At 62.4% G+C, this 12,669-nt stretch carries 11 protein-coding genes; 5 read left to right on the forward strand and 6 right to left on the reverse strand.

The window, feature by feature from the left end; all coding sequences use genetic code 11:
* Nucleotides 1–34 precede the first annotated feature (34 nt).
* From RW095_RS12040 to RW095_RS12050, 3 genes are all read left to right on the forward strand, one after another.
* On the forward strand, nt 35–574 hold the full coding sequence (locus RW095_RS12040; protein ID WP_317019249.1) for a hypothetical protein: 540 nt from the start codon (nt 35–37) through the stop codon (nt 572–574).
* A gap of 178 nt (nt 575–752) precedes the next feature.
* Complete coding sequence (locus RW095_RS12045) at nt 753–1,373, forward strand: LysE family translocator (protein WP_128587111.1); 621 nt, start codon at nt 753–755, stop codon at nt 1,371–1,373.
* A gap of 179 nt (nt 1,374–1,552) precedes the next feature.
* Nucleotides 1,553–2,530: a 2-dehydropantoate 2-reductase gene (locus RW095_RS12050; RefSeq protein WP_317019250.1), complete on the forward strand. Its 978-nt coding sequence runs from the start codon at nt 1,553–1,555 to the stop codon at nt 2,528–2,530.
* Between the two features lie 107 nt (nt 2,531–2,637).
* Here the strand turns inward: RW095_RS12050 and RW095_RS12055 are convergent, their stop codons facing one another.
* The 3 genes from RW095_RS12055 to oxlT all read right to left on the reverse strand — a co-directional run bounded on the left by RW095_RS12055 (nt 2,638) and on the right by oxlT (nt 6,606).
* Nucleotides 2,638–4,089, reverse strand: a complete 1,452-nt coding sequence (locus RW095_RS12055) for an aldehyde dehydrogenase family protein (RefSeq protein WP_128597648.1) — start codon at nt 4,087–4,089, stop codon at nt 2,638–2,640.
* Nucleotides 4,090–4,179: 90 nt separating this feature from the next.
* The gene (locus tag RW095_RS12060) at nt 4,180–5,220 is read right to left on the reverse strand and encodes a LysR family transcriptional regulator (protein ID WP_317019251.1); all 1,041 of its coding nucleotides are present in this window, start codon (nt 5,218–5,220) and stop codon (nt 4,180–4,182) included.
* A 33-nt stretch (nt 5,221–5,253) separates the two neighbouring features.
* Nucleotides 5,254–6,606 (reverse strand): oxalate/formate MFS antiporter, encoded by a 1,353-nt coding sequence (gene oxlT / locus RW095_RS12065; protein WP_317019252.1) that lies wholly within the window; start codon nt 6,604–6,606, stop codon nt 5,254–5,256.
* 365 nt (nt 6,607–6,971) lie between these two features.
* Here oxlT and RW095_RS12070 point away from each other — a divergent pair, with 365 nt between their 5' ends.
* Both RW095_RS12070 and RW095_RS12075 read left to right on the forward strand, forming a co-directional pair.
* On the forward strand, nt 6,972–7,919 hold the full coding sequence (locus RW095_RS12070) for a LysR family transcriptional regulator (protein ID WP_317019253.1): 948 nt from the start codon (nt 6,972–6,974) through the stop codon (nt 7,917–7,919).
* Nucleotides 7,920–8,015: 96 nt separating this feature from the next.
* On the forward strand, nt 8,016–8,321 hold the full coding sequence (locus RW095_RS12075; protein WP_128587103.1) for a hypothetical protein: 306 nt from the start codon (nt 8,016–8,018) through the stop codon (nt 8,319–8,321).
* A 104-nt stretch (nt 8,322–8,425) separates the two neighbouring features.
* Here the strand turns inward: RW095_RS12075 and RW095_RS12080 are convergent, their stop codons facing one another.
* The 3 genes from RW095_RS12080 to RW095_RS12090 form a co-directional block, all read right to left on the reverse strand.
* Nucleotides 8,426–9,433, reverse strand: a complete 1,008-nt coding sequence (locus RW095_RS12080; protein WP_317019254.1) for an NAD(P)(+) transhydrogenase (Re/Si-specific) subunit beta — start codon at nt 9,431–9,433, stop codon at nt 8,426–8,428.
* A 63-nt stretch (nt 9,434–9,496) separates the two neighbouring features.
* A complete protein-coding gene (locus RW095_RS12085; RefSeq protein ID WP_317019255.1) occupies nt 9,497–10,318 on the reverse strand; it encodes a fumarylacetoacetate hydrolase family protein in 822 nt (273 codons plus the stop codon).
* Between the two features lie 82 nt (nt 10,319–10,400).
* Complete coding sequence (locus RW095_RS12090) at nt 10,401–12,596, reverse strand: acetate--CoA ligase family protein (protein WP_317019256.1); 2,196 nt, start codon at nt 12,594–12,596, stop codon at nt 10,401–10,403.
* Nucleotides 12,597–12,669 lie beyond the last annotated feature (73 nt).

Below are 12,669 nucleotides of genomic sequence, written 5' to 3' on the forward strand. Positions count from 1 at the left end.
GGCACCGGGCACGCCGGCGACTTTGGGAAATATCGTGCTCAAGGGCTGCGGCGTCATCGCGCTGCCCCTGATGCTGTCCGCCTGCTCATGGTCGTGGTTCGGGCTGAATAGCCCGCCTCGCGCCGCGGCGCACGCTACCGGCTCGCTCAGCGTCGCGCCCGCCCGCGATTTCGCCTACATGCCGGCTGTCGAAGGACGCATGTCGCCGAACCGTATCGAAAACACGGCGATGACCGCCATGGTGCTGAAGAACGATATCAACCAGGCCGTGCGCGAGAGCATCGCCAATCGCCTCAAGGTCGCCGGCTTCCATCTCGACGATGGCAGGAAAGTGCTGAGCGGCAACATCGAAAAATTCACTGTCGACGACGTCCGGTCGCCCGCGCTGTGGACACTGAAGATGCGCTACGTGGTAACCGACGCCGCCACGCAAAAGGTCGTGTTCTCGACCACCAAGACCGTCAAACGGAAATCGCCGAAATTCACCAGCAGCTCCATTGCAATCGAGGACACGGTCAGGCTTAGCGTCGACGCATTGGTGGGAGATAGCGGGTTCATCAATGCAGTGAACTGAGGGCTCTGCAAGACGGTTCCGCAAGAGGCGTCAGCCAGCGACACCTGCAGACGCGCGTCAGCGCAGACGCGAGCAGAAGCGCCACCGGTTTCGCTACAATCAGAACCAGCGCGGCCTGCTTTTCGGCCGCCCGTTTGCGCACAGCTCGCGCCCGCGCGTTCACTCCCTGCGAGGCTCCATGTCCACCACCGCCTGGCTGTTCTTCCTTCCCGCCTGTTTCGCCATCAATCTCGCGCCAGGACCGAACAATCTTCTCTCCATCAACGTGGCCGCCCGGCACGGCTTCATGACCGCGTTTCTCGGCGGTACAGGGCGGCTGGTCGCGTTTGCAGCCATGATTGCGCTCGCCGCCACCGGTCTCGCGGTCGTGCTGCATGCATCGGAGTGGTTTTTCCTCGCGATCAAACTTGCGGGTGCCGCTTACCTCATCTGGCTCGCCATTCAACTGTGGCGCAGCGACGCGCCTGCGGTCGACACCACGCAAGAGCAGCCCGCATCGCTCGCGAGGATCGCACGCCAGGAATTCCTCGTGGCAGCCGGCAATCCCAAGGCGATACTCGTCTTTACCGCGTTTCTACCGCAATTCGTCGACATTGGGAGACCGATGCTGCCGCAATTCGCTGCGCTCGGCATGAGCTTCCTCGTGCTGGAATGCGTGGCCATCGCGCTGTATTCGTGGGCGGGTATGCATCTCGGCAAGTGGCTCGTGCGCGCACGCGTCAGGCGCTGGTTCAATCGCTGCTGCGGCGCGTTCCTCGCAGCCATCGGACTCAGTTTCCTGCTGGTCAGACGTGCCTGACCTTCGTGGTATCCAGCAACGAGGCGTGCACCGACCATAACCAATCCCTAATGCTTGCGCCGAGAAAGTTTAACTATCTGTATTGACTGCGCGCCCCTATGCTCAATAAGTGACCCGCCGCCGTGCTCGGCGAGAGGCGGCATGGGCAAGCGACTTCTCATAGTCACAGGAGCGGCATCATGAAGATCTGCATCTTCGGAGCGGGAGCGATAGGCGGCTTGATGGGCGTGCAGTTGGCACGCGCCGGCGCCGACGTCAGTTTCATCGCGCGCGGCGTGCATCTCGCGGCAATGCGCGAGCACGGCGCGCGTCTGATTATCGACGGCGAGACGGTCAGCGCGCCGGTTCGCTGCACGTCCGACCCGAGCGAGCTCGGCGTGCAGGACTTTGTGATCATCACGTTGAAAGCGCACTCGTTACCCGGCGTGGTCGACGCGATGCAGCCGCTGCTCGGCAAGCACACGGCCATCGTGACCGGTGTGAACGGCATCCCGTATTGGTACTTCTATCAGCACGGCGGCAAGTTCGCCGGCACGCGGCTCGCGAGCGTCGATCCGGACGGCAGCCAATGGACGAAGCTCGGCCCTGAACGCGCGATCGGATGCGTGCTCTATCCGGCCGCCGAGATCGTGGAACCGGGCCTCATCAAGCATGTGTACGGCAAGAAGTTTCCGATCGGCGAGCCGAGCGGCGAGCGCACGCCGCGCATCCAGCAATTGCACGAGATCATGCAGGCGGCGGGTTTCGAAGCGCCGATCCGCGACAACATCCGCGACGAAATCTGGCTCAAGCTGTGGGGCAATCTGTGCTTCAACCCGATCAGCGCGTTGACGCACGCAACACTCGACGTGCTCACGAGCGACCCCGGCACGCGCGCGGTATCCCGCACGATGATGCTCGAGGCAAAGCGCATTGCCGACCAGTTCGGCGTGCACTTTCGGGTCGACGTGGAGAAGCGCATTGACGGCGCAGGCGCGGTCGGCGCACATAAAACGTCGACGCTCGTGGATCTGGAGAACCGGCGGCCCATGGAAATCGATCCGCTTTTGACCGTGGTGCAGGAAATGGGACGCCTCGTCAACGATCCGACGCCTACCATCGATGTCGTGCTTGCGCTCGTCAAGCTGCGGGAGCGCATGGCGTTGCAAGGCGCTTGACCCGATAGGACTTGTCTGCGCCTCTTTGCGTTTATCGCCGGTAAGTTGAAAAAGGATCGGACGCCGCTGGGCGTCCGATCCTTTTTATTGCGCGGCGACTTCAGTTGCTATTGATCGATTGCAAGCCAGACCGCTTTCGGCTCGGTGAAGTTTTCGATCGCCACATCGCCGTGTTCCCGGCCGAAGCCCGAATCGCCGGAGCCGCCCCAAGGCAGGCGCACGTCGGTATAACCGTAGGTGTTGATCCAGACGGTCCCCGCTCTCAAGTCTCGCGCCACGCGATGCACGCGACCAATGTCCGCGCTCCACACGCCCGCCGCGAGGCTGTACAACGTGCCGTTGGCGATACGTATTGCGTCGGCTTCGTCGTTGAAACGAATCACACTCGCCACCGGCCCGAAAATCTCCTCCTGCGAAATGCGCATTTCGTGCTCGACGTTGGCAAACACCGTCGGCTCCACGAAGAAGCCGCGCTCGCCGATACGCGCGCCGCCCGTCACGAGCGACGCGCCTTCGGAGCGCCCGGCATCGACATAGCCGAGCACGGTCTTCATTTGCGCGGCGGAGATAAGCGGACCCATCGACGTTTCGCGCAATGACGGATCGCCGACCTTGATCGACTTTGCGCGAGCGGCGAGGCGCTCCACGACTTCGTCGTAGACATCGCGATGCGCGAGAATGCGCGAGCCCGCCGAGCACACCTGTCCCGTGTTGAAGAAGATGCCAGACGCCGCGGCCCGCACTGCGTTGTCGAGATTCGCATCGGCGAAAATCAGATTGGCCGACTTGCCGCCGAGCTCCAGCGTGACGCGTTTGAAGTTGCCGGCCGCGCCCTGCAGAATGCCGCGCCCCACCGACGGCGATCCGGTGAACGTAACCTTGTCCACGCCTGGATGCGCGACGAGCGCGTCGCCGACCACGCGGCCCTTGCCCGTGACGATATTCAGTACTCCCGGCGGCACGCCCGCTTCGAGCGCGAGTTCGCCAATGCGCAACGCGCTGAGCGGCGTGATCTCCGCGGGCTTAACGATCAGCGTGCAACCGCAGGCGAGCGCCGGCGCGATTTTCCACATGCCGATCATCAGCGGGAAATTCCACGGCACGATCGCAGCGACCACGCCGACCGGTTCACGTAACGTGTACGTCAATGCGTCCGGGCGAACCGGCACCACCTGGCCGTTGATCTTGTCACACCAGCCTGCGTAGTACTCGAGTGTATCGATTGCGGCCGGAACGTCCTGGCGCATGACGGCGGCAATCGGCTTGCCCGCGTCGAGACTTTCGAGCGCGGCCAGTTCGTCGAGATTGGCGCGCATCAGCCCGGCAAGTCGAGACAGAATGCGGCCGCGCTCCGCCGCCTTGATTCCGTTCCACACCTTCAATGCAGCACGCGCCGCGTGCACGGCCGTGTCGACATCGGCGGCGCTACCTTGCGCAACGTGCGCAATCGGCTCCTCGGTAGCCGGATTGATATTGACGGAATATTCGCCCGTGCCCGGCGGCAACCGCTTGCCGTCGATCAACAGGTCATGGCGCCTGAGGCCGGTGTCAGTGTCCATCATGAAGCTCCTTGCATTGAAATGTTGCTTGGGCTGATTGCTGCTAACCGGCCTTGGGGCGAAGACCGGTATCGGCGGGTCGATGCAGCGCTACGGCTGGTGAAGCGCCGCGCCGCTGCGCGCGGCCGCAGGCCAGGAAGGGTCGGGAAGTGCTGCGTTCGGCGATGTGTGCGCGGTCGTGTGCGCGGTTGTGTTCGAGGTTTCGTCCGAACCGTCGTCCGGACTCGCGTTCGTAGACGGCGCACCGGCATGCGCCGCGAACTGCGCCCAGGCAGCCGCGGCATTGGGCCTTAGCGAGCGATTGCGGCGATGCACGAGCAGCGTCGTCAGTGCTATTTCCGGAACGAGCGGCCGGCTCACCAGCGACTCGCCGACGGCGGGCCAATGCGCGTCGACGGGCAGAACGCCGACACCCAGCCCGAGCTCCACCATGCGCAGCACCGCCGCCACATGTCCGAACTCCTGCACCGGGCGCCGCTTCAGGCCGTTCGCATTGAAGGCGAGATCGAGCGCCGCGCGCACGCCCGCGTCTGCGTTCAACGTGACGAGCGCCCAGTCATGCAGAGCTTCCCACGCGACGCTCGCGTGGCGGGCGAGCGGATGCGTCGACGGCATCACCGCGTGCAGCGGCGTCGTGAAAATCACCTGCGCGTGCAACTGGTCGTTGGCAAGAGGGCCGGCCAGCGAGACCACGCCGAAATCGACCTCGCCGTGCTCGACGCTTGCGAGTACGCCGCTTTGTGGCTGATCCTCGATAGTGACTAGCAGCTCCGGAAATGCCGCCGCGCAACGCGCGAGTCCCTGCGCGACCCATCCCGACGACAACACCGGATTGCTTGCTACTGCAACGACGCCACGGTGCCCTTCATAAGCGGCCCGCTCCTCGCGCAACGTCAGATCGATTTCATCGAGCAGGCGGCCAATCCTTCGTTCGAGACTTGCGCCCGCGTGCGTCAGTTGAACCTGGCGCGTGGTGCGGTCGAACAGTTTGAGATCGACCGCATCTTCGAGCTCCCGCACACACCGGCTCACCGCCGACTGCGTCAGATCGAACTCGCGCGCCGCGCGCGTGAAACTCCGTTCACGCGCGACGGCGACAAACACCTTGAGTTGCTGCAACGAAACATTCATGAGGTCATGGCCGGCCGCGAACGGCCCGGCAGCCTATTCGCCGGTTTGCTCAGGCCAGTGGCTCAGCCGCGAGGCTTTGCCGTTGCCGTTACCCGCGACGGCGAGCACGCCCGGCTGCGGCTCGTCCTGCGAGTGGATCCAGCGCGAGCGCATCGGCGCGAGAATGAATTTCGCAGACACGCCGGCAGCAATCGTAATCACAGCCGAAACAGTGAACACCAGGCTCCATCCACCCGTTGCCGACAACACCGACGCGACCGGCACCAGCAGCGAAGCCGTGCCCTTCGCGGTGTACAGCGTGCCGGCATTGGCCGCCGCGTACTTGCTGCCGAACGTGTCCGCGCAGATTGCCGGGAAGATCGAGAAAATCTCGCCCCAGAAGAGGAAGATCAACGCGGCAAACGTCATGAACGCATACGGGTTCGTGCCGTACTCCATCATGCCGAGTAACGCGAGCCCTTCGCCGATAAAGATCGCGAACATGGTGTTTTCACGGCCGATCTTGTCGGAGATGAAACCACACAGCGGACGCGTGAAGCCGTTGCAGACGTTGTCGATAGAAAGCGTGGCTGTGAGCAGGGGCAGCGTTACGCCGAAGATCGTCATGGGAATGCGTGCAAGGCCCCAGTCTTTCGCGATCGGGCCGATCTGCGCGGTTGCCATCAGGCCGCCGGCCGCCACCGCCACGAACGAAACATAGATCACCCAGAACACCGGCGTCTTGATCATCTGGCCAGGCGTGAGGTCGACCTTCGACACCGCGAACTTCTTCTTTGCCGGCGTGTGCTTGCGCAGAACGGGCTTCACCAGCAGCATGGCGAGCAGCAGAATCGCGACGCCCTGCAAAATACCGAAGAAGAAAAACGTGTGCTCGTAGCCCGAGCGCGTGATCATGTTCGCAATCGGAATGACCGTCACCGCTGCGCCCGCGCCGAAGCCGGCCGCGGTGAGGCCCGCAGCGAGACCGCGGCGGTCGGGAAACCATTTCAACGCATTACCCACGCAGGTGCCATACACGCCGCCCGCGCCGATCCCGGCGATAACCGCCGAGACGTAAAGCATTGGCAAGGTCGTCGCGTACGAATTCATGACCCATGCAATGCCCGCGCACACGGCGCCGCCCGCCACCACTGGCCGTGGACCGAACTTGTCGACGAGCCAGCCTTCCAGTGGAACGAGCCAGGTTTCAGTGAGGATGAAAATCGCGAACGCCATTTGAATCGAGGCCTGGCCCCAGTGATGCCGCGCGTCCATCGGCGCGACGAACAGCGTCCACGCGTACTGCAGGTTCGCCACCAACGCCATGCACACCATGCCGATGACGAGCTGCCACCAACGGTTCGCCCAGAATCCGCGGGCCGTGGTCTGTTGAGTGATATCGTCCATGTGCCTTGTCTCCGCAATTATTTAGTGCAGCCGGCGAACGCGCCGTGCTGTATGTATCCCGCCTTATCGTTATGACCCAAAAAGCCTTGCAATTCGGGAATTTTTAATATCTGCGTCTTTAAATCGCTTCCTTTAAAAAGCCGATTTAATCATCGCCTTTTGGCAAGTTCTTAATTCCGACTAATTCATTTTTGCTGCTTTCCGCCGATCCCCGTCGGTCCCGCCACGCCTGAATCCAAGCGTTAACCCGAGTGTGAGGCCGGCAGCTTCGTCTTTCTTTACAAACTCATGCTAGGGTCATTGCTGAATTACTAATAATTAAAGTTTGTTATTATGTTGATTCACGTTTGCTTATACATCGGCCAATGACGATGCGCAATGCCACGCTCCGGCAGTTGAAGGTATTCGAGACCGTAGCGCGCCACCTGAGCTTTTCGCGCGCCGCCGAGGAGTTGCACCTCACGCAACCCGCCGTCTCCACACAGGTTCGTCAGCTTGAAGAGCACGCCGGCCTGCCGCTCTTCGAACAGCTCGGCAAAAAGATCTACCTCACGCCAGCCGGCACCGAAATGCTGCATTACAGCCGCGCCATCATTCAGCAGTTTCACGAAGTCGACGAAGCCATGAGCCAGTTGAAGGGCGTCTCCGGCGGCAAACTGAACGTGGCGGTCATCAGCGCCGGCGACTACTTCTTTCCGCGGCTGCTCGCCGAGTTCACGCGGCGCTATGCGGGCGTCGTGCTGAACCTTGCGGTGCACAATCGCGCGGAACTGTTGCATCAGCTCGCGACCAACCAGACCGATCTCGCGGTGATGGTGCGCCCGCCACATGAAATGGACGCCACGAATGAGCCGTTCGCGCCTCACCCGTACGTGATCGTGGCCGCGCCTACGCATCCGCTCGCGCAGAAGCGCAACATCAGGATGAGTCAGTTGGCGAACGAGGCATTCATCGTACGGGAGCGCGGCTCGGACACGTGGAACTCCATGGAAGAAGGCTTCGCCGGTCGCCTCTCCAACCTGAAGATCGCGATGGAGATCAAGAGCACCGAGACGATCAAGCAGGCGGTCATTGCCGGCATGGGTATCGCGTTTCTGTCCGCGCATACGATCAGCCTCGAACTGCAGCTGGGCCACCTGGTCGTGCTCGATGTCGAAAGCTTCCCGGTCATGCTCAACTGGTATGTCGTTCATCGGAAGAACAAGCGTCTGCCGCCCGTTGCCGTGGCGTTCAAGCGCTTCCTGATGGAAGAAGGCGCGAGCCTCATCGAGAAGATCACTCGTGTGAAGGAATTGAGCGTGTATAAGCAATAGTCTATGGAAATCCAATAAAACTTTAACTATTGCAAATCGATCAGTACTTCTATGCTGCAAGCGAGTTCCATCACTTGTCAGCCCAGGAGGCCGATCATGAACCACGCTTCGGTTGCGACTCATGCCAACGCACGGACAGCCCGCGTTACCGCCGACCATCCCAACGACCCGCATCTGAGCGCCTACAACGCCGCGTTCAGCGATCTGGGCCTGCGTTTTCGCTGGGACCACGCCACGCTCGACATTCTGAGCGAATTCAACAGCGAAGCCGCTCGCATCACCGCTTTTATCGAGCGCTTTCACGCGCATCTTCACCGCGCTTATGACGCCGATTTCCTCGCTCAACTGATCCTCCAGAAGAAAGCGCAGTACTACAGCGAATTCGCCGCGTCTGGCGAATGAGCGGCACGGCGGGAACATGTTCCCGCCGTGCGCAGTCTCGCTGGCTCCTGTTGCTTCTACTGACCGATAGGCCGGCGAGGTCTGTGCTTTCATCGTGGCGGCCTTCATGGCTGTCGGCTTACCGAGGATCGGCTGGGCAGGCGGCGCGCTGCATATGCCCGGGTTTGCGATTGCCCGTTGCCGCTGTTATGCCAGCCTCGACGGTGACGGTATGCTGCCGCGCGCACCATGCCGGCGTCCCACGCCTCACGTATGTCTCCCGGTTCTGCGTCATGTGGCCAGTCCATCGCGCCAGCAATGCTGCGGACGTCGCCTGCGGCGCGAGCATGCGCATACACCTTCGGACGCCCGCAACACTCGGAATACTCGCGGCTGAGCATCACATGCACGCCTATAGAAGATGCAAGCGCACTGATTGCGAGCAGCGCGCCGAGTCCGAACGGCTGCGCCGCTTCGGTCACGAACCCATAGCCCAGCCATGCACATAACAGAAACGCAGCGACGTTGACGATGTCGTGGCCCGGACGCGCCGCCGCACGAAGCGGCAGCACACCGCGCAATTTGCAGAATGCAATTGCCGATGTTGCGAAGATCAACGCGCCGGCGAACACGGCCGTGCAAAGTTCGATTCGCTCCAAAGTCGCCTCGATCGACGACGGTAATAACGATGGCGGCGATAAATAGCGCACAACGCCGACGACCACGATCGACAGGCCCATGCCACTCGCCACCAGCGCGACGAGCGCGGGCTGCCGTGCGAGATTGCGCCGGCGCACGAGCTGCGCACCGGCAACGGCGCCTGCAACTGCCGCGCAAATATCGGCGACGCCAGCACCGAGGCCCGCGGCGAACACGCCGGAAACGGTGGCGGCCAACGCGGCGACGCGCCAGCAGGTCTGACTTCCGGACGCCGCATTCGAGCACGACCGCGAGCGCGAGTTATGAATCGGCATCCGCGGTAAGGGCCGCAGCATCAAAGGCAGCCCGTGCATCGGCAATTGCCCGAGCGCCGCAAGCACCGAGCCGAGCGCACAAGCCAACAGCCCGGCGAGCGTTGCCGTCAACGGTACGAACATTCCCAGCCACACGGTACTGTCTGACGCTTGCGACACGCGTGCTCCTTCGTGTTCTTGATGCAACTCCGCGCGCTCGTGGCCCGCGGACCGACCCATCGTTCAAACGAGTCCCTCGACGACGCCTGGTTTAGACGCCAGCGACGCAGTCGCTTGTGCCGCGTTCAGCGTGTTGCGCAGCGTGCCGATGCCGTCGATGGAAATCGACACCGTCGCTCCGTCCTTGATCGACCCAACTCCCACGGACGTACCGCATGCGATCACGTCGCCGGGTTCGAGCGTGAGGTCTTGCGAAATGAGGCTCACCTGCTCGGCCGGCGAAAACACCATGTCGGAGAGCGGATAGTTCTGCCGCTCGACGCCGTCGAGCATCGTCACCAGATTCGCGCTTTGCCAATCGAAACCCGAGACGATCGCCGGGCCAATGCAGCAGAAAGTATCGAAGCCCTTGGCGCGGCACCATTGCGGAAAATGCGGATTCTCGTTGAGCAGATCGGCAGCGGTCACGTCGTTGACGAGCGTATAGCCGAAAATCGCCTGAGCGGCCTCCTCGACATCCGCATCGCGGCAACGCCGGCCGATCACAATGCCCAGTTCACCTTCATAGACGATCTTGCCCGCGTAGCTGGCCGGGCGGTGGATCGGCGCATCGGAGCCGATCACCGAGCCCGCCGGTTTCAGCAGAAAGAGCGGGTGCGTCGGCACCGGCTTGTCGAGCTTTGCGGCAAGCGCGTGATAGTTGTTCCAGAGCGCGACGACCTTGCCGGGCGCACAAGGCGCGAGCGGCGTCAGTGCGCGCGTCGACAACACCACGCCGGTCGGCACCGGTTGATCAAGACTTTCGTACTCGTGCAGGTAGGCACCTTCGACGCGGCCGAACACCACACCGCCGTCGTTCAACATGAAACGCATCCACGTATCCATATGCCGCTCCTTGAGCGCTTCGGCACGATCTTCATCGCTCGTTGCGATGAAAACCGTGCCGCCCTACGTTTTACGCGTCAGGTCAGATCAACCCGGCACCGCGCGCCCACTGATACTTCGCACCCAGCACCGCGACGGGAATCTCCGTCGAATAGGCGTACGCCGGAACCCCATGCGCGTACAGATACTCGGCGGCCTCTTCCACCTGTACGTCGCCCGCGAGCGATGCGACGATCGGCTTCTCGATGCCGCGCGCTTTCATCTCTTCCTTCACCTCGACAACGAGTCGCGCGAACACCATCGGCGGCGTGATGATCGTGTGCCAGTAGCCGAGAATGATTGCGTGAATGCGCGGATCTTCGAGGCCGAGGCGTATCGTGTTTTGATACGTGGACGGCGGCTCGCCGCCTGTAATGTCGACAGGATTGCCCGCGGCTCCGAACGGAGGAATGAACTTGCGGAATGCGGCGTCGAGATCGGCGGGCATGGTCATGAGCGATAGGCGGTTGTCCACGCAAGCATCGGACAACAGCACGCCCGAGCCGCCCGCCCCGGTGATGATCACCACGTTCTCGCCCTTCGGCGTGGGAAGTTTCGGAATGCCGCGCGCAAATTCCAGCAGGTCGCGCAAAGAGCGCGCGCGGATCACGCCGCATTGTTTGAACACGTCTTCGTAGATGCGGTCGTTGCCCGCAAGTGCGCCCGTGTGCGAACTGGCAGCGCGCGCACCGAGACTCGTGCGGCCCGCTTTCAACACCACCACCGGCTTTTTCTTCGAGACGCGCGCCGCCGTCTCCGCGAATGCGCGGCCGTCTTTCAGATCTTCGCAATGCTGCGCGATGATGTCGGTGTTCTCGTCCTGTTCAAAGAATGTCAGCAGATCGTCTTCGTCGATATCGGACTTGTTGCCGAGACCCACGATTGCCGACACGCCCATCTTCGCCGAACGCGAGAAGCCGATGATCGCCATGCCGATACCGCCGGACTGCGACGACAGCGCCGCCTTGCCCTGCACATCGTACGGTGTGCAAAACGTCGCGCAGAGGTTCTTCGGCGTGTAGTAGAAGCCGTAAATGTTCGGGCCCATCAGGCGTATGTCGTATTCGCGCGCAATCGCGACGATTTCCTGCTGGCCTTCCACGTTGCCGGTTTCCGCAAAACCCGAAGGAATCAGCACCGCACCGGGAATGCCCTTCTTGCCGACTTCCGTCAGCGCGCCGGCGACGAACTTTGCCGGAATCGCGAACACGGCGACATCGATATCGCCCGGCACGTCCAGCACGCTTCTATAAGCCTTGCGTCCCATGATCTCGTCGGCCTTGGGGTGGATCGGATAGATCTCTCCCTGATAGCCGCCATTGATCAGGTTCTTCATGACCGAGTTGCCAATCTTGCCGTCTTCCGCCGACGCGCCGATCACGGCGACGCGGTCCGGTTTCATGATGCGGTTCATCTGCCGCACGATGTCTTCCTGACTCGGCCGGTAGCGTTCGACCGGCGGCTCGAAGTCGAGCACGATTCGTACGTCGGCGGCGATCGCGCCACGCTTGCTCGCAAACACCGGGTTCAGATCGAGCTCCGATATTTCCGGGAAGTCGGATACGAGCCGCGACACGTTTGCGATCAATCCGGCGAGCGCCTCGCGATCGACCGGCTCACCGCCGCGCACGCCTTTGAGCATCTCGGCTGCCGCAATGCCGTCGAGCATCGAACGCGCGTCGTCGCGTGTAGCCGGGGCGAGGCGGAACGTAATGTCCTTCAGCACTTCGACGAGTACGCCGCCAAGGCCGAACGCCACCAGCTTGCCGAACGACGGATCGGTGACTGCGCCGACAATCACTTCCTGGCCGCCGCCGATCATCTGCTGCACCTGCACGCCGAGCAGGTTGGCCTGCGCGTTATAGCGCTTCGCGTTCTCCATGATCGTCGCGAAACCCTGCACCACGTCGGCAGCATTCTTTACGCCGACGAGCACGCCGCCAGCCTCCGTCTTGTGCAGAATTTCCGGTGAAACGATCTTCAGCACGACCGGGAAGCCGATTTCGGTAGCAAATTGCGCGGCTTCGGCCGCGGTCGTGGCGAGCGCTTCTTTCGGCACCGAAATGCCGTACACGTCGCACACCAGCTTGCCTTCCGGCGCGGTGAGCGAGGTGCGGCCTTCCGCCTTGGCGTGATCGAGAATATGCCGCACGACGTCCTTGTTGGCGACCTGCGCGTGGTCGTCGGGCGTGTGGGCGGTGCCGCGTTCTTTCAGTGAGAGCGTGTCTTCGTATGCCATGTCCTGCCGTCTCCAATGCGGGTGCGAAAGGCGCCGCCCGGCACCGCGCTCGCCTGAATGGCGAGCGGCGGGC

The sequence above is a fragment of the Paraburkholderia kirstenboschensis genome, assembly GCF_032806925.1.
Classification (GTDB): domain Bacteria; phylum Pseudomonadota; class Gammaproteobacteria; order Burkholderiales; family Burkholderiaceae; genus Paraburkholderia; species Paraburkholderia kirstenboschensis.